This is a genomic window from Cupriavidus basilensis (assembly GCF_029335485.1).
In the GTDB taxonomy this organism is placed as follows: domain Bacteria; phylum Pseudomonadota; class Gammaproteobacteria; order Burkholderiales; family Burkholderiaceae; genus Cupriavidus; species Cupriavidus basilensis_E.
On the sequence record NZ_JARJLM010000302.1, the window covers coordinates 1 to 24,080 of the forward strand.

A 24,080-nucleotide genomic window follows, 5' to 3' on the forward strand; every position below is an offset into this window, starting at 1 on the left:
CGGGGTCGATGCCGAACTCCGCCACCGCCTGCCGGTTAGTGGAAACCGCGACGAAGTGGCTGGCCAACTGCGCCGGCGGCACGCCGTGGCGCAGGAACCAGGTGCGTGCGGTTTGCGCGTTGGCCATGGTCTCCAGCGTGGTGAAGGTCTTGGAGCAGACCACCACGAGCGTGCTGGCAGGATCCAGCCGCGCCAGCACGGTCGCGAGATCGCTGCCGTCTACATTGGCGACGAAATGCATGCGCGGCCCGCCGGTATCCAGGTGCGCGAGCGCGCGGCAGACCATGCGCGGCCCGAGGTCCGAGCCGCCGATGCCGATGTTGATCACGTCGGTGATCCGGCGGCCATCCCAGCCGCGCCACGCGCCGCCGCGCACTGCGCCGGAAAAGCGCTCCATCTGTGCCAGCACCGCGGCCACGTCGCCGGCCACCGCCACGCCCTGCGCGTGAAAGCCGTCCTCCGGCCACGCACGCAACGCCATATGCAGCGCGGCGCGGCGCTCAGTGGTGTTGACCGCTTCTCCGCGGTACATGGCGTCGCGCCGTGCGCTCACGCCAGCCTCGTCGGCCAGCGCGAACAACAGCGCCATGGTGGTATCGGTGACGCGGTTCTTGGCGTAGTCCAGCGTCAGGCCGGCCGCCTCGGCCACGAAGCCTGCGCCGCGGGCTTCACCCTGCGGGCCGTCGAACCAGTCGCGCAGGTGGGCATGGCGAATGGCTTGCACATGCGCTTCCAGGCGCCGCCACGTCGGCAGGGAACGGGACCCTTGGAGCATGGGGGACATCGGGGACGTGGCGGACTTCGGGGACATCGAATCAACTCCTGTACTCGCCGCCACGCCAACAACCGCCGGCGCGCCGCAATGCATCAGACTTGCCTCACAGCTCTTCATGCCAGACCGCACCATCGCGCGAGGGCAGCGCGCTCGACGCGGCCGGCCCCCAGGTGCCCGCGGTGTAAAGCTTGGGCACAAGGTTGCTCTGCGCCCAGGCCTGCTGGATCGGTGCGACCCAGTGCCAGGCCTGGGCCTGCTCGTCGCGCCGCACGAACAGGCCGAGCCGCCCGCGGATCACGTCGAGCAACAGGCGCTCGTAAGCGCCGGTCTTGCGTTCATTGCGATTGCCCTGACCGCGCGGCAGCATGCGTTGCAGGTCCAGCGAAGCGGGCTGCAGCGCCTGCGTGTCGCCCGGCTGCTTGACCAGGAAATGCAGGCGGATGCTTTCCTCGGGCTGCAGCGTGATCACCAGACGGTTGCCGGGTTCGTGGTCGAGCGGGCGTGGGAACAGGGAATACGGCACGTCGCGGAACTGGATCACGATCTCGGCCACGCGCGACTGCATGCGCTTGCCGGTGCGCAGGTAGAACGGCACGCCGGCCCAGCGCCAGTTGGCGATCTCCGCCTTGATGGCGACGAAGGTTTCGGTCTGGCTGTCGGGCGCGACGGCGGGCTCGTTCACATAGCCCGGCACCGCGTCGCCGGCGGCCGCGCCGCGGCAGTATTGCCCGCGCACCACCTTCTCGGCGACCTCGTTCAGTTCGATGGGCTTGAGCGCCTTGAGGATCTTCAGCTTCTCGTCGCGGATCGCGTCCTCCGACAGGCTGGCCGGCGGCTCCATCGCCACCATGCACAGCAGCTGCAGCAGGTGGTTCTGCACCATGTCGCGCAGCGCGCCGATGCCGTCGTAGAACGCACCGCGCTTCTCCACGCCGATTTCCTCGGCGATGGTGATCTGCACGTCGCGCACCCACTCGCGCCGCCACAGCGGTTCGAACAGGACATTGCCAAAGCGCATCGCCATCAGGTTCTGCACGGACTCCTTGCCCAGGTAATGGTCGATGCGGTAGATCTGGTCTTCGGCGAAATGGCGCGCCACCGCGGAATTGATCGCATCGGACGAGGACAGGTCATGGCCCAGCGGCTTCTCCAGCACAATGCGCACGCCCGCGTGGTTAAGGCCCTTGCAGGCAAGCTGCTCGCAGATCGGCACGAACAGATGCGGGCCAGTCGCCAGGTAGAACACCACCACCGGCGCGGCGCGGGCACGCACCAGCTCGGCCAGTGCATCGAAGCCCTCCGGCGCGTTGGCGTTCACCTGCAGGTAGAGGATGCGCGAGACAAAGCCCTGCCAGGCTTCCGCCGCGGCGGCGGCGGGCAGCGCCGGACGCACCTTGGACTCCAGCATGGCCAGGTAGGCTTCCTGGCCAAGCGGCTGGCTGCCAAGCGCGAGGATGCGCCCGCGCGGGTGCAGCGAGCCCACGCAGTGGGCGTCGAACAGCGCCGGCAGCAGCTTGCGCGTGGCCAAGTCGCCGGTGCTGCCGAACAGCACGAAATCGAACTCTGGCACTGTGCCTACAGCATTGCTTTGCATCATGTCACGAATCGGTTGGTCGAGTCGGGTTGCATTCGGCTTGGGGGCCTATCACGCTAGAATTCTGGTTTTGTCGAGATAAGGATGCCGGGGTAAGATCGGATCCGACATTGGCCTGAACTGAAGCGCGTAATGAAGAAGGCATCTGCGAAAAAAAGCGCTGTCCGCTGGCGTAGTGAAGGTGCTCAAGCGCCTGCATAATCCGCCGAACATGGTCCTGCTCTGCGTACGGTGGTACGTAAGCCTATTCGCTGAGCCTGTGCGATCTCGATGAAATGATGGCCGAGCGTGGTCTTGCGGTCGATCACTCGACCGTGCACCGCTGAGTTATCAAGCTGCTGCCGCTGTTCGAGAAGGCGTTTCGCCACCACAAGCGCCCGGTTGGCAAGAGCTGGCGAATGGACGAAACCTACCTCAAGGTGCGGGGCGAGTGGGCGTACCTCTATCGCGCCGTGGACAAGGCCGGCAACACCATCGACTTTCTGCTGCGGGCTCGTCGCGACAAGGCTGCCACCCGGCGTTGCTTCGAGAAAGCCATTGGCCAGAACGGCGCGCCTGATACCGTGACCATTGACAAACGCGGTGCCGCACTGCACGCCGCGAACGCGCAGCGCGAGACGCCCATCACGATCCGTCAGCGCAAGTACCTGAACAACATCATCGAGCAGGACCAGCGCCTGGCCGATTCCAGTGCTACCACAGCATTGCCGCGTCACGGTCCGTCTTGAGTGTCCTTCCCGCTGATAATCGAGATCCCGGCCGACCAGTTTGGAACGCACTCGGCGGACAGTATCAGAAACCCGCCGAGCCAAAGCTTGGCAGCCGTGATCGAAGGCAATTTCAAGGAATAGGCGTGAACTTCAATTCGCTCAAGGGGACAACCTTGTCTTCACGGACCATCTTGTATTCGGTGTTGGGGCCCAGCCACTTGTTCCAGAGCTGGTTGATCTCGCCTGCCCTGTCCATGGCCAGCAACGCCTCGTTCACCTTGGCCAGCAGCGCCGGTTCGCCCTTCTTCATACCCACGCCGATCGGCTGATAGGTCATTGGCTCGGCGATCATCTTCAGCTCAATGCCACCGCTCTTCGACTGATTCACCAGCTTGGTGATCGTCATGGTGTTGGAGACGATGCCCAATGCCTTGCCCTGCTGCACGGCCATATAGGCGGAGCCCGTATCCTGGAAGGTCACCGGGTCCGAACCGTTCATCTTGATCGACAGTTCGGAGGTCGAACCTTTGGCTGCCGCCAGTCGCTTTCCCTTGTAGTCGGCCTTGCTCGTGCCCGGATCGCTAGCCTTCACGGCCAACATTTCCTTGGCGAGGTAGTAAGGATCGCTGAACTGGATCTGCTCCGCGCGACCGAGCGTGTAAGCCAGGTTGGCCACCGTCACGTCGACCCGGCCCATCTTGACTTCGGGCACGCGTGCCTCGACCGACAACGGGGTGATCTTGGCTACCACACCCAAGCGCTTGGCCAGCGCCTGGCACATCTCGACGTCAAAGCCCACCATCTCCCGGGTTTTCGGATCCGGTGCGGCGAATGGAGGCACGTCGGCGAAGGTGCCACAACGCAACTCCTTGTTCTTCTGTATCTCCGCCCATTGGTCGGCCAAGGCCGCAAAAGGAGCAGTGCCCAGGCAAGCGAGGACAGCCAGGCGTGCAGCGGTGGAATAAACCGACATATCAGACTCCTAAATATTAGGGAACAGGGATGATTCAATGCGAGCGCAGGTCCGACAAAAAGCGTTTTGCGCGGGGGTGTTGCGGGTCACGGAAGAAGGCATTCGGCTCGGCGACTTCCAGGATGCAGCCGGCGTCCATGAACCACACGCGGTCGGCGACCTCTCGTGCGAAGTTCATTTCATGGGTAACGCACATCATGGTCATGCCATCGTTTGCCAGACTGCGCATCACGGCCAGCACCTCGCCGACCATCTCCGGGTCGAGCGCGCTGGTCGGCTCGTCGAACAGCATGGCGGGTGGTTCCATCGCCAGGGCCCGCGCAATGGCCACGCGCTGCTGCTGGCCTCCGGAGAGTTGCGTCGGATAGGCGTCAGCCTTGTTTGCCAGGCCAACCCGCTCCAGCAGTTGCATCGCCTTGTCGCGGGCTTCACCGCGGCGGACCCCGCGCACTCGCATGGGCGACAGCACGATGTTCTCGAGCACCGAAAGATGGGGAAACAGGTTGAAGCTCTGAAACACAAAGCCAATATGGCTGCGCACCTTGTTGAGCGCGTCGCTGCTCATCGGCGCATGTACGTTGTTTCCGTCGAACAGTATCTCGCCGGACCTGATTTCCTCCAACCGGTTGACCGTGCGGATGAGCGTAGACTTGCCGGAGCCAGAAGGCCCGCAGACCACGACGACCTCGCCCTTCTTGACCTCCGCGTTGATGTTGTTCAAGGCACAGTAGTCGCCGTACCATTTGCAGACATTAGAGAACTTGATCATGTCGATGACTCAATTGGTGAGCACTTACGGTTCAACGGCCAACGGCTGGGGAGCGATGGATGCCAGGGTCGCGCCTTTCCCTGCCCGCTTGGCCGCGATTCGAAGCTCCAGTTCCCGAGCAGCACGCGTCAAGCTCCAGCACACGACGAAATAGATCACCGCCAGCAGGAAGAAGACATGGAATGGCTTGGTCAGCAGCGCATTGTTGATCTGATTGGCAGCGAAGGTCAGCTCCGGCACATTGATCACGTAGCCGAGCGTTGTTTCCTTGATGGTCGAGACGAACTGCGCCAGCATGCTCGGCAGCATGTTGTAGAGCGCTTGCGGAAGGATCACCAGCCGCATGGCCCCAAGGTAGCTATGCCCCAGAGCCCGCGCCGCCTCCATCTGCCCTTTCGGCAGTGCCTCGATCCCTGCACGCACCACCTCGCAAAGGTAGGCTCCCTCGTAGATGACCAGCGTGCACAGCATCGTGGTAAAGCCTGAAACGTTGCGCCCGATCAGCAGTGGCACGAGGAAGTACACCCACAGGATGATCATCAGCAGCGGCACTCCCCGCACCACATACACCAGCGCGGTGGCCGGAGCACGGAGCCAGCGCCAGGGCGACAGTCGCGCCAGCGCCAGCAGCACGCTCAGCGGAAACGCAAGCAGGATGCCGAGCACCGACAGGATCAGCGTGCAAGCGATTCCGCCCAGGGGTCCATTCGGGTACTGGCCAATCAGCAGCAGCAGCCAGTTTTCGCGCAGGATGTCGATCAGTGTCGTCATGGTTCACCTCCCTGCCACGACGCGGAAGCGGCGGGCCAGCCAGGCACCGGCGGCCATGATCAGGAGCGAGAAGGCCAGATACATGACCGTCGCAAGCAGGTAGGATTCGAAGGCCCGGAAACTGGTGTTCTCGATCTCCTTGACCGCATGGGTCATCTCCGACACGCCGATGGCCATCGCCAGGCTACTGTTCTTGAAGAGCGAAACGCTGTGGTTGATCAATGCCGGCAATGCATTGCGCACAGCCTGCGGCATCAGCACATGGCGCATGGCGCCAAGGAAGCTGTTGCCGAGTGCCCGGGCCGCCTCCTCCTGCCCCGGGGGGATCGCGCGAAGGCCGGAGCGCAGGTCCTCGCTGAAGTAGGCTGCCTGGCACAAGCCTAGCGCGAGGATGGAAAACAAGACCTCGGCGTGATGCTCTCCAACCCACGCCTGCATCGGGTCAGGCAGCAGGCTGGAGATGCCGAAGTACCAGAGCATCAGTTGGACCAGCGTCGGCACATTGCAGTGGTACGAGACATAGCCCGCAACAAAGCGCTCCGCCAGCCGGCTGGGCGTCAGCCGCAGCGTCAGCAACAGGAAGGCCAGCGCCATCGCCAGCGCCCAGGAGCCGCCGGCGATCAACAGCGTCATCTTTACGCCCTCAATCAGCATACGGCTGAACTCGGGGTTCAGCAGGATCGCCATCAGATCGAAGCCATGCATGATTCGGCCCCGTTCAGTCTTGCAGTGGTTCGGGGCGCATCGTGGAGAGGCCACCGGGCACCTGCAGCGTCGGCGTGATCTCCATGTGCCCGATATTGACGGCGACCGGCGCGGCGATGGCAAAGGCGATCGCATCGGCGATATCGGCGGCCTGCGGCAGCTCGAAGCCCTTGACGAAGCGCTCGTAGGTTTCGGCACTGTCGCCATGCACATGGGCGAAGATGTCGGTGGCGACGCGTCCTGGGCAGATCTCGGTGACACGCACGCGCTTGCCGTAGGCATCGATGCGCAATTGCCGCGACAGCATGCTCACCGCTGCCTTGGTGGCGTGGTAGGTGGAGTTGCCTCCGAAGTTATACGCGCCGGCAATCGAGCTGATGTTGACCACATGGCCGCGATCGCGCGCCACCATGCCCGGAAGCACCAGCCGGCACAGATGCAGCACTGCGCGCAAATTCACGTCTACCAGCAGATCAATGCCAGCGGCATCCGCGTTGAGCAGGGAGCCGGGGCGATCCACGCCAGCGTTGTTGACCAGGACGTCGAAGCTCACCTCCTTCGCCAGCTTTGTGATGCCGGCCAGGTCAGTCACGTCGATTGCATGCGGGATGCAGCCGGTACGCTGAGCCAGGGCGGCGAGCGCGTCTGCGCCACGTGCCAGGGCATGCACCTGCAGGCCTTCGCGACACAGACGTTCGACGACGGCGGCACCGATGCCGGAAGAAGCGCCAGTGACCAAGGCTGTTTTGTAGTCTGAGAAAGGCATATGAATCCTGTACGATGGCTTGATGTCAATTTATCGAGCGCCGGCCTTTTACGCCAAGATGGAATGTCTTTGGCGAGATAGGACCCTCTTATGTCGGGGTAACCCTAATACGAAGCCCAGATACTACTGGCTGGAAATGCGGCTGAAAAAGCAGGATGACCAGCTGTGCCGCTGCAAAATAACGCACCATTGCCGTGCGGCCATGCACGCTCAGGCGAGCCAAAATGGTGAAGACCTGGTGACCCGGACAGATCGCGATCCGTAGATGTCGGTCCAGGCCTGCGCTTTCGTCCTGGCCATGCCCTGAAATGGCGTGTGCCTGACGCTATCCAGCGTTGGCCACCTATCAATACTGTTTAGATGTTGTTGCACCGGGAACGTGCGCGAGCTGCCGCGAGATCGGCACGATGCGGCCGCCAAGGGACTCGATTTCTTCTCGCAAGCGTAGTGTGAGCGCCACAGCCCCGGGCGTGTCGCCGTGGACAAGGATGGAACGCGGCCGCATCGGCAACGTGTTGCCGGTGTGCGTGGCGACCGTGCCTTCCGTGAGCAGCCGCCGCACACGGGCCAGTACCCGCTCTTCGTCGTGGATCACCGCACCGGGCAGGGCGCGGCTGACGAGCAGGCCCTGGTCGTCGTAAGCGCGGTCTGCGAGGAAGCTGACGGCGACAGGCAACCCGAGGCTGGCGGCCGCACCTTCGATCGCCTGGCTGCTCGAAGTGCTGATAATAAGCTGTGGATCGAAAGCCGCTATCGCCTCCAGAAGCGGAACGGCCCACGCCGGATCGGCTGCTGCCTTGTTGCCGAGAGCGCCATGAAAACTCATGTGCGTCATCCGGCTGCCCCGTGCGCGGGCAATGCCTGCCAATGCGCCGAGCTGGTACGTGACCATCGCCGCGAGTTCAGGCAGATCGATCTGCATCAGTCGCCGCCCGAAACCCTGCCGGTCGGGGAAGCCCACATGGGCGCCCACATCGACGCCGCGCTGGAGCGCCAGGCGCACGGTACGGTCCATGATGAGCGGGTCGCCGGCGTGGAAGCCACACGCCACGTTGGCCGAAGAAATCAGCGACATCAGCGCCTCGTCGTCGCCCATGCGCCACGGGCCAAAGCCCTCGCCCAGATCGGCATTGAGATCAATTTCCATGTCAACCCCTAGTCAGGAAGCACCTAGCACCACGAGCGGCGTGCCCCAGCCCACCACCGCGCCGTCGGGCTCCGGTATCTCCAGCACCACCGCCTCGCGCGGAGCGGTCACCGGCAGCAGCAGCGGTCCGATCTGCAACAGGCCCAATGCCTGTGACTCTTGCACCGCAGTGCCCACGGCAGCGAGCGGGGCGCTGCGCTGGGGGTGGCGGTGACGGTACACACCTACGGAGCCAGCACGCACGATTTCGGGCGACGCGGGACTGCCGGCCGCTATTGGCGTCGGCGTCGGCAGCGCGACCATCTCCTGCACGGTGGCGCCTTCGCGCCGCAGGTGGAGATGGACGCCCGGGCCTTGCAGATCGAGCTCGGCAATATCGGTTGCCGCGAGCCATGCGCAGAGTTGGCGAATGTGTTCGGTTTCCATCTCAGCGCCCTCCTGTTGCGCCATGCAGACCTACCAGGCGCCGAACATCGGCTAGCCACCCCTCGACTTCGTCCAGGGCGGCGACCGCCTCGTCCCACGTGGTTTCGACAAAGCGCACCTGGCTGCCGATCGGCGCCTGCCCCAGCCGCCACAGGTCAGCCTCGATCACGGTGCCCAGCTTGGGGTAGCCGCCTGAGGGCTGGGCGTCGCGCATCTGCACGATGGGCTGCCCGCCGGGCGGCACCTGGATGACACCGGGCACAATGCCATGCGAGCGCATTTCGACCGGCTGGCGCGCCGCCAACGACGGGCCGGCGAGCCGATACCCGTAGCGGTCGCTCTGCGCGGTGATCTTCCAGGGCTCGGACCAGAAGCTGCGCAGCGAAGCTTCGGTATAGAGTCCATACTCGGCGGCAGGCAGCACGCGCATCGCCGCAGCGCCGTCCACCAGCAGCGGCAAGCAGAAGGCCGGCGGCACCAGGCCGATGCCGGCACTGCCAGCCCCCTTGCCGAGCCCCGGCGAGATGGCCTGCAGCACGTCGCCACGCTTGAGCGCACGCCCGTCGAGACCGCCGAAGGCACCGCGCAATTGGGTGCTGCGTGACCCCAGGGCCACCGGCACGTCTACGCCGCCAGCCAGACAAAGATAGGCCCGGCAGGCGGGGATGGGACCAGGCTGCGGCACGCCCAGGCGCAGGGTCTGTCCGGCCCGGGCTTCATGCACCCACCACGGCAGCAGGGCCCGATCGTCGAGCTGCGCGGCACAGTCCGCACCGGTCAGCGCGAAACGGCAGTCCTGTGTAAAGCGCGCCAGGAACGGGAAGACCGGCACTTCGATGCCTGCCGCCCCCTCGTCGTTGCCCAGCAGGAGGTTGCCGGCGGCCAGCGCCAGCGGGTCCATCGCCCCTGAAGTGCCGACTCCCCAACGGAGCGCGCCCAGGCGGCCCAGATCCTGGACGGTGGCCAGCGCGCTGGCAGAGAGGATCTCGATCATCGAATCACCTTCTCGACACGAAAGCGCAGTACATCCCCCGGCTGCAGCAACGCGGGCGGGTTCTTCTGCGGGTCGAAGAAACACATTTCGGAGCTGCCTATGGTGTTCCAGCCACTAGGCCCATCGGAGGCCGAAACGCCTGTCTGCGCCCCGCCAATGGACACCGCGCCGCCGGGAATGCTCAGGACAGGCACCTTGCGTCGCGGCGTGGCAATGCGGGGATCCATGCCGCCGAGGTAGCAGTAGCCGGGATGGCTGCCAAGCGCAAAGACGTGATAGAGCGGCGCGCTGTGGCGCTCGACGATCTCGTCCACGGACAGACCCGTGTGGTTCACCACGTCCGCCATATGCGGGCCCGGTGCGCCGCCATAGATGACTGGCAGTTCGATCAGGCGCCCGTCGCGAGCCAGGGGCGTGACGGCAAGCCAGGCCTCGTGCAGACGGGCTTCGATTTCCGCCAGCCTTGACGGCGGGCGCATGAAGCTCAACATCAGGTTATTCATGCCGGGTACGGCTTCGCGCACCTCGGGCCATGCTTCGGCCTCCTGCGCCAGCGCCCACAGGCGTTGCTGAGTCCCCAGGCTCAGCTCGCCTGGCGCCTCGAACAGCAGGGCAGTGGTGCCCAGGAGGCTGATGGTCCCCGTTTCGATGGTCATGCTCAAGATCCTTCAATGCGTCCCGGCAGGCCGCGCGGCGCGCGCCTGCAGCCAACGTTCCAGGTGGTGGATGTCGACCCCGCCCTTCTCGAAATCCTCGTCCCGAACGATTTCCCTGTGCATAGGCAAGTTGGTGGCGATGCCGCCCACCTGCATCTCGTCCAGCGCCAGGCGCATGCGGGCCAGCGCATCCTCCCGGGTGGCGCCATGCACGATGAGCTTTGCAATCATCGAGTCGTAGTGCGCCGGCACGCGATAGCCGGGGCCGGCATGACTGTCGACGCGTACGCCATAGCCGCCAGGCAACTGCCAGTCGATGATTTTCCCGGGCGCCGGGGCGAAACTGTCCGGATGCTCCGCATTGATGCGGCACTCCAGCGCATGTCCCTGGCAAGCCACTTGGGCCTGCGCCAGCGTGAGGGGCTCGCCGCGTGCCACGCGGATCTGCTGCTGGACGATGTCGATGCCGGTGGTCATTTCGGTGACCGGGTGCTCGACCTGCAGCCGAGTGTTCATCTCGATGAAATAGAATGCCCCGTTCTCGTAGAGAAACTCGAAGGTACCGACGCCGCAGTAGCCAATCTGCCGGCAGGCCGCGGCGCAGCGCTCGCCGACCGCTGCGATCAGCGCGGGATCGATGCCAGGCGCCGGCGCCTCTTCCAGGACTTTCTGGTGCCGGCGCTGCAGCGAGCAGTCTCGGCTGCCAAGCCATAGCGCCTGGTTGTGGCCATCGGCCAGTACCTGGATCTCGACGTGGCGCGGGTGGGTCAGGAACTTCTCGATATAGACCTCCGGATTGCCGAAGGCACGACGCGCCTCTTCGCGCGTCAGCGCCAGCGCATCCAGCAGTCCCGCCTCTTGATGCACGACCCGCATGCCACGTCCGCCGCCACCGCCCGCTGCCTTGACAATGACGGGGTAACCGATATCGCGCGCGATCGCCAACACCTCGGCCGGGTCCTCCGGAAGGGAGGTGTCGGGACCCGGTACGCAGGGCACGCCGGCTTCGCGCATTGCGCGTTTGGCGCTGACCTTGTCACCCATCGTGCGGATACAGGCCGCGCTGGGGCCGATGAAGGTGAGACCCGCGTCGGTCACGCGGTCGACGAAGCCGGCGTTCTCGGACAGGAATCCATAGCCGGGGTGGATGGCCTGGGCGCCACTGACACGCGCCGCCGCCAGCAGCGCAGCCTGGTTAAGGTAACTATGGGTGGGAGACGCCGGGCCAATGCACAGGGCCTGGTCGGCCTGACGCACGTAGACGGCTTCGCGATCCGCCTCCGAATACACGGCCACCGTGCGCAAGCCCAGCCCGCGGCAGGCGCGCTGGATACGCAAGGCGATCTCCCCGCGATTGGCAATCAAGACAGTGTCAAACATGACGAACCTCGGCGCTCAGGCGAATCGGATCAAGGGTTGGCCGGCCTCCACTTCCTTCCCGGACTCGACCAGCACGGTCTCGACCACGCCATCGCGTTCGGCGAGCACGGCGTTGAAAACCTTCATCGCTTCGATGACGCACACGGTCTGGCCGGCCTCCACGGTCTGGCCCGGCTGCACGAACACCGGCTCGTCGGGCGCGGGCCGCAGGTGCACGATGCCGAAAAGTGGAGCCAGCAATTCACGTCCCTCCGGTACGGGAGAAACAGGCTCGGAGGGCGAGGAGAGCTGCCCCAGTGGCCGGGGCTGCGTACAGGGAAGGGTCGGTGGGGGAGCGGGATCGCCGCTGGCTCCCCCGGAAATATGCCGCGCCAGGCGCAACGTCCATCCGTGCTGACTGAAGCTCATCTCGGCCATGTCGGAGGCCGCCATGACGTCGATGAGCTGTTTGATGTGCATGAGATCCATGTGCGTTCACTTCATAGCTGTTGGTGAACACAGTATCGGCCTCTGCCCTTCAGTACCAAGACGGTTTGTCTGTGCCCCGATAGGAACGTCTTATGACGCCTCCCGGTTCTCCGCCCGGTCGCACAGAAGCAGGTTGCCCGCCAGCCCCGCCACCAATTCCAGCAGGATCTCCTTGATTGCCTGGGCCGGCTCGGACAGTGGCTGGTGGCCGGACTGGCACAACGCCAGGGGCGCCTCGATCACCGGCTCGACGATGCGGCACTGCCAGGCGTCGCAGGACATCGCCACCTCGCGCGCCATCGAGGCTGGCAGGATGGTCGCCCCCAGCCCGTCCGCGACAATCGCCTTGAGCGTGCTGGCCGATTCGATTTCAGCCAGCACGTGCGGCGCCATGCCGATCGCATTGAACGCTTCATCGACCAGCCTGCGCACCACGTTGTAAGGTCGCGCCAGGTACAGATCAATGTCCCCGAGCATAGGCAGCGGCACCTCATCCGGCGGCGCCGGCATGCTTTCGGGGCCGACCACATAGAGCGGCTCCTTCAGCAGCGGCAGGAACGAGAGCCCATGGACAGGCGTCTTGCCGCCGTAGAGCACTGCCATGTCCATGCGTCCGTTCATGATCAGTTCCGACAGCGTGCTGCCGTAACTCTCATTCAGGTAAAGCAGGATCCCGGGGTGGCGGGCCCGGACCGTACGCAGCAACGGCAAAGCCAGCGCCGCCGCGGCGGTGCCGGGCGCCAACCCAACCGAGACCGCGCCCGAGAGGCCCTGTCCGGCCGTCTTCATCTCCACCTTTGCCTGATCGACCTGGCGCAGGATCGCCTGGGCATGCCGGTACAGCACTTTGCCCGCTTCGGTGGGAATCACGCCTTGCTTGGTGCGCAGCAGCAATTGCTGGCGCACCTCGCCTTCCAGCGTTGCCATTTGCTGGCTCAGGGAGGGCTGAGCGACATGAAGCAGATCGGCCGCCTGCGTCACACTGCCGATGTCGACAATCTTTACGAAATACCTCAATCGCCTGAAGTTCAAGTTACCTCCTGTCCGCGGGGATCTACAGCCCATTATCTTCTTGCGCCGCAAGCGCTGAGTACAGGAGATTAGGGCATTGGCGGGTCCGTACCTATAGGTGTTTCCTATCTGGACATACCGGAGTCATCTTGGCCTTCCTTGGCCGCCACGGCTACTGTTGCGCTTAACCCTCCTTAATCGCAGCAAGGAACCCTCGTGAATACGTCCCGTATCGCCGCACGTGTCAGGCGCATCAAACCCTCCCCCAGCACCTCCGCAGCGGACCGTGCCAACGAGTTGCGCCGCCAGGGCAAGTCCATCGTCAATCTGGTGGTCGGCGAACCCGACTTCGACACGCCGGAACACATCCGCCAAGCCGCAGTGCGGGCCATCGAGCAGGGCGCGACCCGTTATACGCTGATGGCCGGTACGGTGGAGTTGCGCCAGGCCATCGCCGACAAGCTTGCACGCGAGAATGACCTGCAATACGCGATGAACGAGATCATCGCCACCAACGGCGCCAAGAGCGCGATCTACAGCGCTTTGGCGATCACCCTGGAAGCGGGAGACGAGGTACTGATCCCCGCCCCGTACTGGGTCTCCTATCCCGATATGGTGCTTGCCTGCGACGGGATCCCGGTCACGCTGGCGTGTGCGGAAGACCAGGGATTCAAGCTGACGCCGGCCCAGCTGGAAGGCGCCATTACCGAGCGCACCCGCTGGCTCATCCTGAATTCACCGAGCAATCCGACCGGCGCCAGCTATACCCTGGCCGAGTATCGGGCGCTGGCCGATGTGCTGGCCCGCCACCCGGACGTGCTGGTGATGACGGACGACATCTACGAGCATATCCGCTTCGACGCAGTGCGCACGCCCCACCTGCTCAATGCGGCTCCTGAACTGCGCGAGCGCACGCTGGCCATCAATGGCGTTTCCAAGACCTACGCGATGACGGGCTGGCGGCTCGGCTGGGTGGCCGGTCCACGCGACCTGATCCAGGCGCTCGACACGTTCTTGTCGCAATCGGCTGGAAACTGCTGCTCGATCAGCCAGGCCGCCGCGGCAGCGGCCCTGAACGGCGGCCAGCGCTTCGTCACCGAGAGCGTGGCCGTCTACAAGCAGCGCCGCGACCAGACGCTCGCCCGCCTCAACGAAATCCCCGGGCTGAGCTGCCGCGCGCCGGATGGGGCGTTCTACCTCTACGTCAACTGCGGCGGACTGATCGGCAAGACCACACCGGACGGCAAGACGCTGCATGACGATGCCGACGTCGTCATGTACCTGCTCGAGCGCGAGGGGGTGGCGCTCGTCGCCGGGACGGCCTATGGCCTTTCGCCCTACTTCCGCCTGTCGATCGCCACCGCCCTGGACACGCTCGAAGAGGGCTGTCGCCGCATCGAGCGCGCAGTCCTGGCCCTGTCCTGACCTACAAGAGAACGCCATGAGCACCTACAAAGCCATCCGCAAGAACCCCTCCGCTCCCCAGGCTGACGCCGCCCTGCTCGCCGCCTTGCGGGAACTGCCGGTCGCCGCGCTCAGCGACAGCATGCATCGCAATACGGGCACAGTCGGCCTTCGGCCCTTCCACAGACCGGTCGCGGCCACGATGGCCGGCACTGCGGTGACCGCGCGATCGCGCGGCGGCGACAACCTCACCTACCTGCGAGCGCTTGAGTTCTGCCGGCCTGGCGACGTGCTGGTGATCGACGCCGGTGGCGACCTGCAGAACGCCGTCGTCGGCGGCATCCTCTCCAACTATGCAGCCAGCATCGGCGTGGTCGGGGTGGTGATCGATGGCGCGGTACGGGATGTCGCGGAGCTGCGGGAGCGCGAGTTCCCGGTCTACGCACGCGGCGTCACCCATCGCGGCCCGTACAAGGACGGGCCAGGCGAGATCAACGTGCCGGTATCGGTCGGCGGCATGGTTGTCCGCCCGGGGGACGTACTGGTGGGCGACCAGGATGGCCTGCTTGCCATACCGCCTGAGGATGTGCCGCTGCTGATTGAAAAAGCCCGCGCCGTACTCGCCGCCGAAGCCGAAACCATACGCGCCATGAAGGAAGGCCGCTGGGACCGCAGTTTCATCGATGCGCTGGAAGCCCGGTGCAACAACTGACCGCTGACTTCTTTCCCGCCCGAACAACCATAGAGCAAGGAGACCCGCATGCGCCCTTCCGTCCTCGTCACCCGAGCGACCTTTCCCGACATCGCTGACCGGCTGCGCGAACATTTCGAAGTCACCGCCAACGCGGCCGACACGGTCTGGACCCCGGCCGAATTGATCGCGCAGCTACAAGGAAAGCAAGGCGTGATGAGCACTGGCAGCGAACGCATCGACGCCGCGCTGCTTGACGCCTGTCCTGCACTCAAGGCGGTATGCAACGTGGGGGTAGGCTACAACAATGTCGACGTGGCCGCCTGCACCGCGCGGGGCGTGCTGGTCACCAACACGCCGGACGTGCTCACGGAAACCACCGCGGACTTCGGCTTCGCGCTGATGCTCGCCACCGCCCGGCGCATCACCGAGTCCGAGCGTTTCGTGCGGCGGGGCGAATGGCAAAAGACGGGAATCTACGACCAGATGGTCGGCAACGACGTTCATGGAGCCACCCTGGGCATTCTCGGCATGGGGCGGATCGGCCAGGCCATCGCCCGGCGGGCCGCGTTGGGCTTTGACATGCAGGTGATCTATCACAATCGCTCGCCGCTTGCTCCCGAGGCGGAGGCCAGGGTACATGCCCGCTACGTGGACAAGGCCACCCTGCTGAAGGAAGCCGACCATCTCATCCTGGTGCTTCCCTACTCGCCGGCGGCGCATCACGCGATTGGCGCAGCCGAGCTGGCGCAGATGAAGCCTACCGCGACGCTGACGAACATCGCGCGCGGTGGCATCGTCGACGACGAAGCCCTGGCGCAGGCACTGCGCCAAGGCACCATCGCAGCGGCGGGGCTCGATGTCTTCGAAGGCGAGCCCCGGATCCACCCGGATCTGCTGACCGTGCCCAATGTCGTGCTGACTCCGCACATTGGCAGCGCCTCGGTAAGCACGCGTCGGGCCATGGCCGCACTGACCGTGGACAACCTGATCGCTGCCCTCGGCCGCGGGCCTCGGGCGGGCCAGCCGCCGACGCCGGTGAACCCGCAGGTTCTGCAGCAGTAGAGGCCGCCATGCCTATCAATAAGCTACTGCTGATGGGGGTCGCAGGCTGCGGCAAGTCCACGCTGGCTGCGCAGTTGGCCAAGGCGATGGACGCTGAATGGATCGAAGGCGACGACCACCATCCCGAGCACAATAAGGCGAAGATGCGCGAGGGCACCGCCTTGCAGGATGCCGACCGCGAGCCCTGGCTGGACAAGCTGGCAACCTTGTTGGCCGCGGCGCCCGGCGATGCCATCCTCACTTGCTCCGCCCTTAAGCGCTGCTACCGCGAACGGCTGCGGAAAGCGGTGCCGCAGCTGCGCATCGTGCACGTCGACATCACGCTCTCGGAAGCGATTGCACGGGTGTCCGCACGCAAGGGGCATATGTTCCAGCCGGGTTCGGTGGTCAGCCAGTTCGCCATCCTGGAAGCACCGGCAGGGGAACCCGGCGTGCTTCAAATCCCGGCCGACCAGCCGCTCGATGCGCAAGTCACGCAGGTGCTGCGCTGGATCGCCGAAGAAACCGCAAGGCAAGACAAATGATGAACCCAGATCTCAAGATGTTTGACCTGAGTGGCCGCACCGCCCTGGTTACCGGCGCAAGCGGCGGCATTGGCCTGGCGCTGGCCGGGGGCCTGGCTCGCGCCGGCGCACGGGTGGTGCTCAATGCCCGCCGGAAAGACAAGCTGGAACAGGCAGCCGAAAGCCTGCGAGCGCAAGGTGCCGACGTCCGCACGGTCTCGTTCGACGTGACGCAGAGCGCGGCAGTGGCCGAGGGCATCGCGTCGGTGGAAGCCGATGTGGGACCCATCGACATTCTCGTCAACAATGCCGGCATGCAGCGCCGTGCGCCGCTGGAGCAGTTTGAAGAAGCCCACTGGCACGAGTTGATGAAAACCAATGTCGACAGCGTCTTCCTTGTCGGACAGGCAGTGGCTCGCCACATGATCCCGCGCGGGCACGGCAAGATCATCAACATCTGCTCGGTGCAGAGCGAACTGGGGCGCCCCGGGATCGCCCCCTACACCGCCAGCAAGGGCGCGGTAAAGATGCTCACGAAGGGCATGGCGATTGACTGGGGTCCTTACGGGATCCAGGTCAACGGCTTGGGCCCGGGCTACTTCAAGACCGAGCTGACGCAGGCCTTGGTGGATAACGCGGAGTTTACCGCCTGGCTCGTGGGGCGCACGCCATCGCGCCGGTGGGGCGACGTTGAAGACCTCATCGGCGCGGCCGTGTTCCTGGCGAGCAATGCCTCCGATTTTGTCAACGGCCACATTCTCTACGTCGACGGCGGCGTGACCGCCACTCTATAACTCACTGGCATTCACTGGAATTCATCATGGACGCTCTTGTCATCCACGGCGCCAACGATCTGCGCATCGAAGACGTTGTCACCCCCGATGTGCAGCCGCACGAGATACGCGTACATGTCCGCTTTGGCGGCATCTGCGGCTCTGACCTGCACTATTACAACCACGGTGGCTTTGGCACCGTGCGTGTCAACGAACCGATGGTGCTCGGCCACGAGGTAGCCGGCCGCATCGAGGAAGTCGGGCAAAACGTGCGCAACCACGCCAAGGGGGATCGCGTCGCGATCAGCCCAAGCCGTCCCTGCGGCCTGTGCCAATACTGCCAGCAGGGCCTGCAGAATCATTGCCTGGACATGCGCTACTACGGCAGCGCCATGCGCACGCCACATGTACAAGGGGCATTCCGCCGCGAGATCGTCATCGAGGAAAGCCAGGCCCATCGCCTTGCCGATTCGCTGAGCGACCAGGAGGGCGCAATGGCCGAGCCCCTGTCGGTGGCGCTGCACGCGGTTCGCCGCGCCGGTCCGTTGCTGGGCAAGCGCGTCCTCGTGACCGGCTGCGGCCCCATTGGGGCATTGATCGTGGTGGCGGCAAGGCGGGCTGGCGCGGTGGAAATCATCGTCACGGACATGGGCGCCTACCCTCTGCAGGCCGCCCGCGCGGTGGGCGCCGATGTGACGCTCAACGTAGCCGAACAACCCGAGGCACTTAAGCCGTACACGGTCGACAAGGGCCAGATCGACGTGCTGTTCGAGGCCAGCGGCAATGAACGGGCATTGCGTGGCGCCATCGACGCCATGCGTCCCCGAGGCATCATCGTGCAAGTGGGCCTGGGCGGCGAGATGACGTTGCCCATCAATGCCATCGTCGCCAAGGAACTGGACCTGCGCGGCGCCTTCCGGTTCCATGAAGAGTTTGCGATGGCCGTCGAACTGCTGAACAAGGGACTGGTCGACGTGAAACCGCTGATCTCCGCCACCGTCCCGTACCAGGATGCAGGGCGCGCATTTGCATTGGCGGCTGACCGCACGCAGGCGATGAAAGTCCTGCTGGACTTCCAATAACGGACTTCCAATAACACCACCTCGGACGCGCCGGCAGCGGCGTCGATCCCGAGTTGCTTCCCTGGAGACCTGGATGTTGATAGGCATTCCGCTGCAAACCGCGGAGGGCGAGACCCGTGTCGCCCTCACGCCGGAGACAGCAAAGAAACTGAAGGCGCATGGCCACGTGCTGCGTGTGCAGACCGGCGCAGGCTGCGGGGCCTCGATCCCCGACCTGGCCTATGAGTCCGTTGGCTGCGAGATCACCGATGCGGCGGGCGCATTCGGCTCCGACCTGGTGCTGACCGTCCGCCCGCCCGCGCCGGCAGACCTGTCCTTGATGAAGCCAAGTGCCGTACTGGTAGGCATGCTCGATCCCTTCAACAAGGACAACCTTGCGCGCCTGGCGGCGGCCGGCCTCACCGGCTTCGCGCTGGAAGCCGCCCCGCGCACCACCCGGGCACAGAGCATGGACGTGCTCTCATCGCAGGCCAACATCGCCGGATACAAGGCTGTCATGATGGCTGCCGATCGCTACCAGCGCTTCTTCCCGATGCTGATGACGGCTGCCGGCACCGTGAAGGCAGCCCGGGTGGTGGTTCTTGGCGTCGGCGTGGCCGGCCTGCAGGCCATCGCCACCGCCAAGCGCCTTGGCGCGGTGGTCGAAGCCTCGGATGTCCGGCCCTCGGTGAAGGAACAGGTTGAGTCGCTGGGTGCCAAGTTCATCGAGGTTCCCTACGAGACCGCCGAGGAGCGGGAAGCCGCCGAAGGAGTGGGCGGCTATGCCCGGCCCATGCCAGCCTCGTGGCTCGAGCGCCAGAAGGTAGAGGTGGCCAAGCGAGTGACCCAGGCCGACGTGGTGATCTCCACCGCGCTGATCCCGGGCCGGGCCGCACCGTTACTGATCACCGGGGAAATGGTGCAAGGCATGAAACAGGGCTCGCTGATCGTCGACATTGCCGCTGGCAAAGGTGCCGATGGCGTGAGCGGAAATTGCCCGCTCACCGAAGCGGGCAAGACGGTCGTCAAGCATGGCGTGACCATCGTAGGGGAGACAAACCTGCCCGCACTCGTGGCCGCCGATGCATCGGCCTTGTACGCCCGCAACGTGCTCGACTTCCTGAAGCTGATCCTGCCCAAGGACGGGGGGCTCACGATCGATGAAAGCGACGACATCGTCGCCGCCTGCCTGGTCACCAAGGGCGGAACGGTACTGAGAACCTGAGGAGCAACACTATGGAAGCGGTCTCGCACACCATCATCAATCTCACCACCTTCGTGTTGGCCGTCTATGTCGGCTACCACGTGGTATGGAACGTCACGCCGGCCTTGCACACACCGCTGATGGCCGTGACCAACGCCATCTCGGCCATCGTGATTGTCGGCGCCATGCTGGCCGCCGCACTCACCGAGACCACGCTGGGCAAGGTCATGGGCGTACTTGCCGTCGCCTTGGCCGCCGTCAATGTCTTCGGCGGCTTCCTGGTGACGCGCCGGATGCTGGAGATGTTCAAAAAGAAGGACAAGAAGCCTGCGGCTTCCAGAGAGGGGGCCAAGTGAACCTGGAATTCATCAGTCTGAACGTGGTTACCCTGCTTTACCTGGTAGCCAGCGTCTTCTTCATCCAGGCCCTGAAGGGCTTGAGCCACCCCACCACTTCGATCCGCGGCAACCGCTTCGGCATGACCGGCATGGCCATTGCCGTGCTCACGACCGGCACATTGATCCTCAAGCTTGCCGGGGGGAGCCCGCTAGGCCTTGGCTATGTTCTGCTTGGACTGGTGATCGGGGGCGGTGCCGGCGCATTCATGGCCCAGCGCGTCGAGATGACCAGGATGCCGGAGCTGGTGGCCTTCATGCATAGCATGATCGGCCTCGCGGCTGTGTTCATCGCGGTGGCTGCCGTTGCGGAGCCGCATGCTTTCGGCATTGCGCCCAAAGGTGAGGCGATTCCGACCGGCAACCGACTGGAACTCTTCCTTGGGGCTGCCATTGGCGCGATCACCTTCTCCGGTTCGGTCATCGCCTTCGGCAAGCTTTCCGGCAAGTACAAGTTCCGCCTGTTCCAGGGCGCCCCGGTGCAGTTCGCGGGCCAGCACATGCTCAACCTGCTGCTGGGCCTGGCCACCGTCGGCCTGGGAGCCGCATTCATCGGCGCCGAGAGCTGGCCGGCGTTCATCGCCATGCTGGCACTGGCCTTCCTCATGGGCGTGCTGATCATCATTCCCATCGGCGGCGCCGACATGCCGGTCGTGGTGTCGATGCTCAACAGCTATTCGGGCTGGGCGGCCGCGGGCATCGGCTTCAGCCTGAACAACAGCATGCTGATTATCGCGGGTTCGCTGGTGGGCAGCTCGGGCGCGATCCTGAGCTACATCATGTGCAAGGCGATGAACCGCTCCTTCTTCAATGTGATCCTGGGCGGCTTCGGCGGCGAGGCAGGCAGTGCGCAAGCGGGCACGATCCAGCAGCGTAGCGTCAAGAGCGGCAGCGCCGACGATGCGGCCTTTATCCTGGGCAATGCCGAGACCGTGGTGATCGTGCCAGGCTATGGACTGGCCGTAGCCCGCGCCCAGCATGCGGTCAAGGAACTGGCCGAGAAGCTCACGCACAAGGGCATCACGGTGAAGTACGCCATCCATCCCGTGGCAGGACGCATGCCCGGCCACATGAACGTGCTGCTGGCTGAAGCCGAGGTGCCTTATGACCAGGTGTTCGAGATGGAGGACATCAACAGCGAATTCGGCCAGGCCGATGTGGCGATCATCCTGGGCGCCAACGACGTGGTGAACCCCGCGGCGCAACAGAAGGGCAGCTCGATCTACGGCATGCCCATTCTGGAAGCCTACAAGGCGAAGACCATTATCGTTAACAAGCGATCGATGGCCGCTGGCTATGCGGGCCTGGATAACGAACTGTTCTATCTGGATAAGACCATGATGGTTTTTGGCGACGCCAAGAAGGTGGTCGAGGACATGGGCAAGGCCGTGGAGTAACTGCGCCACGGACAGAAGAGCGGGCTTCGCGCAAGCATAAGCCGGCACTATTTCCCCATAGGCAAGTCGTCTTGGTCAGCAAAGGCGGCAAGGCGTTTAATTTCGAACAAGGCAAGTCACTTTGCTTTCTCGGCCCAGTCGCCACCACCGCGGGAATCATCAAGTAAAGGCCGCGTTCGCTTCGCCGACACCATCGCGGCACTGAAGTAGAGCGAACGCGGACAGCCTCAGGTGCGCACTGCGACCAGCGGGCTTCCAACCCTATTGGCCAGACACTCCAATGCCAGCCACCCTTGCGCGCAAGGCGGCTGGGAGCGGATTCGTGCGTCCGGCAACCGAGCATCACAACAATGGCATGCAGCACACTGAAAGGGAGTGAAAATGAAAAAAACGCTTATGACCGCCGCTGTTCTCGGGACCATATCCGGCGCGGCGCACTCGCAAAGCAGCCTGTCGCTATACGGCGTCATCGACGTCGGCATACGCTACAACACGCATCAGAATGCCGCCGGCGACAGCAAGATCGGCATGGGCAACGGCGGACCGCTGTCGGGCAGCCGTTGGGGCATGATCGGCACTGAAGACCTGGGCGGCGGCAACAAGGCCCTCTTCCAGCTCGAGTCCGGATTCACACCCGGCACCGGGGCGACCCAGCAATCGACACCGTCCGGCAATGCGCGCCTGTTCGGCCGAACCGCGCTGGTCGGCCTCTCGTCGTCAACCTACGGCGACATCACGCTGGGCCGTCAATACACGCTGGTCCACGAGATGGCGTTCCTCCATGACGTGTACGCCCTGTCAAACTATGTCGGCACGCTCGGCTTCCAGGGTGCGGGACTGACCGGCGGCGGCCGGCTGGACAACACCGTACGCTATTCCTCTCCCACCTTCGGTGGCTTCAGTTTCAAGGGCGCCTACACGTTCGGCGAAATCGCTGGTGACGCCAAGCGGTTCTCATCTCCCGGCGTGGCGGCTTCCTATGACAATGGCCCACTGAGCGTCGGCGCGGCGTTCCAGATCATCAACAACATCGGTGGGCTTACGCCAGCGACGACCCCCTATGGCAGCACGTACTTCGGCATCCTGATCCCCGACAGCACCCAGAAGGTGTTCACCGTAGGCGCGACCTACAAGCTCGGCGCGACCAAGCTATATGCATCCTACATCTATAGCAACGTCTACCCGGCGGGCTACCGGAACGATTCGTTCTCCGCGGCGGTGAGCTACCCACTGACACCCTCGCTTGAACTGAAACTGCCCGTCTACGTGGATCTGCTCAAGCACGGCGGGCAGAACGGCACGCGCATCACCGGCGGCCCGCTGCTGGACTACAGCTTTAGCAAACGCACCGATGTCTACGCGGGAGTCGACTATACAAAGCTGACGGGAGCATGGCGAACACTGGCTGGTACGCCGGGATTCACCCTGCCGGTCAGCGGACGCAATTCCGTGTTCGAGGCCACCATCGGCATGCGGCATAAGTTCTGACGAAGCGGTGGCCTGCGAGCGGCATGGCAATCGCGCCGCTCGCGAGCCATCGATGTCACGTTCGTTGCTCACCTGGCCGTAAAGGCCGCACAGCGCAAACCAGGCAGCACCTGGCATCTCGGCGCCAGCGACGCCTCTATCTGGGCCCAGGGCATGCGTGTGGCCAGCACTGCAAGCGGATAGCGCAGGTCGATCATGCTGTCAAGCCGGCTGCGGAAGAAACCGGGGGTGCTCATCGGTCAGGTCCTCAACTCCCGGGAAGAGAATCAGATCAATATCGCTTCTGGGACTTCCCGGCCTGGCTCCCTTCCTGCAATCCGTTGCCTCGCTTGGCTTCGTCCCATTCTGAAGGGCCGACAAAATCGCACTCTGGCGCAATCGGAGGGAGTCCAGGTCGATGCGATGCTCGGCTTCAAACGCTTCAGGAATGCGGCCGTTACGATCTCCGGCATCGAGCTGATGCTTCGCATTCGAAAAGTCAGTTCAACCTCACAAAGCTGCGCCTCGAAGATCACTGCGCCTGCTGTTGGGCAGGCAGTCCTTTCAGCACGATGATGTAGCGACGAATACGCCTTTTTTCGCTCGCGCCCACAATTTGCACCACAGCTTCGAAGGACATGAGCCTATTGTAGGTGGCTCATCATCCTCTTTCTGGAAGGCTGATCACCGCCCCGATTTGACGGGTTCTCGTAAATGGGGGCGATTGTCCAAGTCGTGCAAAAAATGGCGCTTTGATCCTAAAATATAATTTTCGATCAATGACTTGCATTTCTTTGCTTCGAGCAAACGCGTGTGGCTGCGGCTTTGTGCTCTACAGAGCATAGGCGCGTATCTTGGTTCGCCCCCTGGCGAGCGACAGTTGGCTTGTCCGGCTGGGCTTCATGGTTGACGACTTACACCCTCGCCGAGACACAACACCCCATGATGATAAACACCACCCTGGAAAGGCATTGC

Annotated in this window: 24 protein-coding genes and 3 pseudogenes; 12 read left to right on the forward strand and 15 right to left on the reverse strand. The window is 64.2% G+C overall.

What is annotated here, in order from left to right:
* Both P3W85_RS17470 and zwf read right to left on the reverse strand, forming a co-directional pair.
* Nucleotides 1-811: pseudogene (locus P3W85_RS17470) on the reverse strand (glucose-6-phosphate isomerase); the annotation flags it as partial.
* Nucleotides 812-878: 67 nt separating this feature from the next.
* Complete coding sequence (gene zwf / locus P3W85_RS17475; RefSeq protein WP_276265745.1) at nt 879-2,369, reverse strand: glucose-6-phosphate dehydrogenase; 1,491 nt, start codon at nt 2,367-2,369, stop codon at nt 879-881.
* Nucleotides 2,370-2,501: 132 nt separating this feature from the next.
* Between zwf and P3W85_RS17480 the strand changes: the two are divergent.
* Nucleotides 2,502-3,046, forward strand: a pseudogene (locus tag P3W85_RS17480) (IS6 family transposase); the annotation flags it as partial.
* A gap of 163 nt (nt 3,047-3,209) precedes the next feature.
* Here the strand turns inward: P3W85_RS17480 and P3W85_RS17485 are convergent.
* The 12 genes from P3W85_RS17485 to nac all read right to left on the reverse strand — a co-directional run bounded on the left by P3W85_RS17485 (nt 3,210) and on the right by nac (nt 13,166).
* Nucleotides 3,210-4,052, reverse strand: a complete 843-nt coding sequence (locus P3W85_RS17485; RefSeq protein WP_276265708.1) for an ABC transporter substrate-binding protein — start codon at nt 4,050-4,052, stop codon at nt 3,210-3,212.
* A gap of 34 nt (nt 4,053-4,086) precedes the next feature.
* Entirely contained in the window at nt 4,087-4,821 is a 735-nt protein-coding gene (locus P3W85_RS17490) for an amino acid ABC transporter ATP-binding protein (RefSeq protein ID WP_276265709.1), read from the reverse strand.
* A gap of 24 nt (nt 4,822-4,845) precedes the next feature.
* The gene (locus P3W85_RS17495; protein WP_276265710.1) at nt 4,846-5,592 is read right to left on the reverse strand and encodes an amino acid ABC transporter permease; all 747 of its coding nucleotides are present in this window, start codon (nt 5,590-5,592) and stop codon (nt 4,846-4,848) included.
* Nucleotides 5,593-5,595: 3 nt separating this feature from the next.
* Entirely contained in the window at nt 5,596-6,297 is a 702-nt protein-coding gene (locus P3W85_RS17500) for an amino acid ABC transporter permease (protein WP_276265711.1), read from the reverse strand.
* Nucleotides 6,298-6,310: 13 nt separating this feature from the next.
* Nucleotides 6,311-7,063 carry an SDR family oxidoreductase gene (locus P3W85_RS17505; protein WP_276265712.1) on the reverse strand — a complete coding sequence of 251 codons (753 nt, stop codon included), beginning with the start codon at nt 7,061-7,063 and terminating at the stop codon, nt 6,311-6,313.
* A 346-nt stretch (nt 7,064-7,409) separates the two neighbouring features.
* A complete protein-coding gene (locus P3W85_RS17510; RefSeq protein WP_276265713.1) occupies nt 7,410-8,210 on the reverse strand; it encodes a LamB/YcsF family protein in 801 nt (266 codons plus the stop codon).
* A 12-nt stretch (nt 8,211-8,222) separates the two neighbouring features.
* Nucleotides 8,223-8,636: an acetyl-CoA carboxylase biotin carboxyl carrier protein gene (locus P3W85_RS17515; RefSeq protein WP_276265714.1), complete on the reverse strand. Its 414-nt coding sequence runs from the start codon at nt 8,634-8,636 to the stop codon at nt 8,223-8,225.
* Between the two features lies 1 nt (nt 8,637).
* On the reverse strand, nt 8,638-9,630 hold the full coding sequence (locus tag P3W85_RS17520) for a biotin-dependent carboxyltransferase family protein (protein ID WP_276265715.1): 993 nt from the start codon (nt 9,628-9,630) through the stop codon (nt 8,638-8,640).
* Nucleotides 9,627-10,286, reverse strand: a complete 660-nt coding sequence (gene pxpB / locus P3W85_RS17525; protein ID WP_276265716.1) for a 5-oxoprolinase subunit PxpB — start codon at nt 10,284-10,286, stop codon at nt 9,627-9,629. Before pxpB ends, P3W85_RS17520 begins: the two co-directional genes overlap by 4 nt.
* A gap of 12 nt (nt 10,287-10,298) precedes the next feature.
* Entirely contained in the window at nt 10,299-11,666 is a 1,368-nt protein-coding gene (gene accC, locus P3W85_RS17530) for an acetyl-CoA carboxylase biotin carboxylase subunit (RefSeq protein ID WP_276265717.1), read from the reverse strand.
* A 15-nt stretch (nt 11,667-11,681) separates the two neighbouring features.
* A complete protein-coding gene (locus P3W85_RS17535) occupies nt 11,682-12,134 on the reverse strand; it encodes an acetyl-CoA carboxylase biotin carboxyl carrier protein (protein ID WP_276265718.1) in 453 nt (150 codons plus the stop codon).
* Nucleotides 12,135-12,224: 90 nt separating this feature from the next.
* Nucleotides 12,225-13,166, reverse strand: a complete 942-nt coding sequence (nac, locus tag P3W85_RS17540; RefSeq protein ID WP_276265719.1) for a nitrogen assimilation transcriptional regulator NAC — start codon at nt 13,164-13,166, stop codon at nt 12,225-12,227.
* A 195-nt stretch (nt 13,167-13,361) separates the two neighbouring features.
* On the opposite strand from nac, the gene P3W85_RS17545 reads away from it, so the two are divergent.
* The 10 genes from P3W85_RS17545 to P3W85_RS17590 all read left to right on the forward strand — a co-directional run bounded on the left by P3W85_RS17545 (nt 13,362) and on the right by P3W85_RS17590 (nt 23,126).
* The gene (locus P3W85_RS17545; RefSeq protein WP_276265720.1) at nt 13,362-14,570 is read left to right on the forward strand and encodes an aspartate transaminase; all 1,209 of its coding nucleotides are present in this window, start codon (nt 13,362-13,364) and stop codon (nt 14,568-14,570) included.
* A gap of 16 nt (nt 14,571-14,586) precedes the next feature.
* On the forward strand, nt 14,587-15,261 hold the full coding sequence (locus tag P3W85_RS17550; protein WP_276265721.1) for an RraA family protein: 675 nt from the start codon (nt 14,587-14,589) through the stop codon (nt 15,259-15,261).
* Nucleotides 15,262-15,309: 48 nt separating this feature from the next.
* Nucleotides 15,310-16,305 (forward strand): 2-hydroxyacid dehydrogenase, encoded by a 996-nt coding sequence (locus P3W85_RS17555; protein ID WP_276265722.1) that lies wholly within the window; start codon nt 15,310-15,312, stop codon nt 16,303-16,305.
* Nucleotides 16,306-16,313: 8 nt separating this feature from the next.
* Nucleotides 16,314-16,829, forward strand: coding sequence for a gluconokinase (locus tag P3W85_RS17560; RefSeq protein WP_276265723.1), 516 nt, complete (start codon nt 16,314-16,316; stop codon nt 16,827-16,829).
* Nucleotides 16,829-17,602, forward strand: coding sequence for a glucose 1-dehydrogenase (locus tag P3W85_RS17565; RefSeq protein WP_430869564.1), 774 nt, complete (start codon nt 16,829-16,831; stop codon nt 17,600-17,602). The genes P3W85_RS17560 and P3W85_RS17565 overlap by 1 nt, the downstream gene beginning before the upstream one ends.
* Nucleotides 17,603-17,628: 26 nt before the next feature.
* A complete protein-coding gene (locus P3W85_RS17570) occupies nt 17,629-18,663 on the forward strand; it encodes an L-idonate 5-dehydrogenase (RefSeq protein WP_276265725.1) in 1,035 nt (344 codons plus the stop codon).
* A 73-nt stretch (nt 18,664-18,736) separates the two neighbouring features.
* Entirely contained in the window at nt 18,737-19,867 is a 1,131-nt protein-coding gene (locus P3W85_RS17575; RefSeq protein ID WP_276265726.1) for an NAD(P) transhydrogenase subunit alpha, read from the forward strand.
* Nucleotides 19,868-19,878: 11 nt separating this feature from the next.
* Nucleotides 19,879-20,202, forward strand: coding sequence for an NAD(P) transhydrogenase subunit alpha (locus P3W85_RS17580; protein ID WP_276265727.1), 324 nt, complete (start codon nt 19,879-19,881; stop codon nt 20,200-20,202).
* An 11-nt stretch (nt 20,203-20,213) separates the two neighbouring features.
* Nucleotides 20,214-21,638 carry an NAD(P)(+) transhydrogenase (Re/Si-specific) subunit beta gene (locus P3W85_RS17585; protein ID WP_276265746.1) on the forward strand — a complete coding sequence of 475 codons (1,425 nt, stop codon included), beginning with the start codon at nt 20,214-20,216 and terminating at the stop codon, nt 21,636-21,638.
* Between the two features lie 381 nt (nt 21,639-22,019).
* Nucleotides 22,020-23,126 carry a porin gene (locus P3W85_RS17590; protein ID WP_276265728.1) on the forward strand — a complete coding sequence of 369 codons (1,107 nt, stop codon included), beginning with the start codon at nt 22,020-22,022 and terminating at the stop codon, nt 23,124-23,126.
* Between the two features lie 68 nt (nt 23,127-23,194).
* Here the strand turns inward: P3W85_RS17590 and P3W85_RS17595 are convergent, their stop codons facing one another.
* On the reverse strand, nt 23,195-23,362 hold the full coding sequence (locus tag P3W85_RS17595) for a hypothetical protein (RefSeq protein WP_276265749.1): 168 nt from the start codon (nt 23,360-23,362) through the stop codon (nt 23,195-23,197).
* A gap of 154 nt (nt 23,363-23,516) precedes the next feature.
* Here P3W85_RS17595 and P3W85_RS45540 point away from each other — a divergent pair.
* Nucleotides 23,517-23,681, forward strand: a pseudogene (locus P3W85_RS45540) (IS6 family transposase); the annotation flags it as partial.
* Nucleotides 23,682-24,080: the final 399 nt, after the last annotated feature.

Excerpts from the sequence above, each read along its gene's own strand:
- zwf (WP_276265745.1), bottom strand. The coding sequence starts at position 2,369 with ATGCAAAGCAATGCTGTAGGCACAGTGCCAGAGTTCGATTTCGTGCTG.
- P3W85_RS17485 (WP_276265708.1), bottom strand. The coding sequence starts at position 4,052 with ATGTCGGTTTATTCCACCGCTGCACGCCTGGCTGTCCTCGCTTGCCTG.
- P3W85_RS17490 (WP_276265709.1), bottom strand. The coding sequence starts at position 4,821 with ATGATCAAGTTCTCTAATGTCTGCAAATGGTACGGCGACTACTGTGCC.
- P3W85_RS17495 (WP_276265710.1), bottom strand. The coding sequence starts at position 5,592 with ATGACGACACTGATCGACATCCTGCGCGAAAACTGGCTGCTGCTGCTG.
- P3W85_RS17500 (WP_276265711.1), bottom strand. The coding sequence starts at position 6,297 with ATGCATGGCTTCGATCTGATGGCGATCCTGCTGAACCCCGAGTTCAGC.
- P3W85_RS17505 (WP_276265712.1), bottom strand. The coding sequence starts at position 7,063 with ATGCCTTTCTCAGACTACAAAACAGCCTTGGTCACTGGCGCTTCTTCC.
- P3W85_RS17510 (WP_276265713.1), bottom strand. The coding sequence starts at position 8,210 with ATGGAAATTGATCTCAATGCCGATCTGGGCGAGGGCTTTGGCCCGTGG.
- P3W85_RS17515 (WP_276265714.1), bottom strand. The coding sequence starts at position 8,636 with ATGGAAACCGAACACATTCGCCAACTCTGCGCATGGCTCGCGGCAACC.
- P3W85_RS17520 (WP_276265715.1), bottom strand. The coding sequence starts at position 9,630 with ATGATCGAGATCCTCTCTGCCAGCGCGCTGGCCACCGTCCAGGATCTG.
- pxpB (WP_276265716.1), bottom strand. The coding sequence starts at position 10,286 with ATGACCATCGAAACGGGGACCATCAGCCTCCTGGGCACCACTGCCCTG.
- accC (WP_276265717.1), bottom strand. The coding sequence starts at position 11,666 with ATGTTTGACACTGTCTTGATTGCCAATCGCGGGGAGATCGCCTTGCGT.
- P3W85_RS17535 (WP_276265718.1), bottom strand. The coding sequence starts at position 12,134 with ATGGATCTCATGCACATCAAACAGCTCATCGACGTCATGGCGGCCTCC.
- P3W85_RS17550 (WP_276265721.1), top strand. The coding sequence starts at position 14,587 with ATGAGCACCTACAAAGCCATCCGCAAGAACCCCTCCGCTCCCCAGGCT.
- P3W85_RS17555 (WP_276265722.1), top strand. The coding sequence starts at position 15,310 with ATGCGCCCTTCCGTCCTCGTCACCCGAGCGACCTTTCCCGACATCGCT.
- P3W85_RS17560 (WP_276265723.1), top strand. The coding sequence starts at position 16,314 with ATGCCTATCAATAAGCTACTGCTGATGGGGGTCGCAGGCTGCGGCAAG.
- P3W85_RS17565 (WP_430869564.1), top strand. The coding sequence starts at position 16,829 with ATGAACCCAGATCTCAAGATGTTTGACCTGAGTGGCCGCACCGCCCTG.
- P3W85_RS17570 (WP_276265725.1), top strand. The coding sequence starts at position 17,629 with ATGGACGCTCTTGTCATCCACGGCGCCAACGATCTGCGCATCGAAGAC.
- P3W85_RS17575 (WP_276265726.1), top strand. The coding sequence starts at position 18,737 with ATGTTGATAGGCATTCCGCTGCAAACCGCGGAGGGCGAGACCCGTGTC.
- P3W85_RS17580 (WP_276265727.1), top strand. The coding sequence starts at position 19,879 with ATGGAAGCGGTCTCGCACACCATCATCAATCTCACCACCTTCGTGTTG.
- P3W85_RS17590 (WP_276265728.1), top strand. The coding sequence starts at position 22,020 with ATGAAAAAAACGCTTATGACCGCCGCTGTTCTCGGGACCATATCCGGC.
- P3W85_RS17595 (WP_276265749.1), bottom strand. The coding sequence starts at position 23,362 with ATGAGCACCCCCGGTTTCTTCCGCAGCCGGCTTGACAGCATGATCGAC.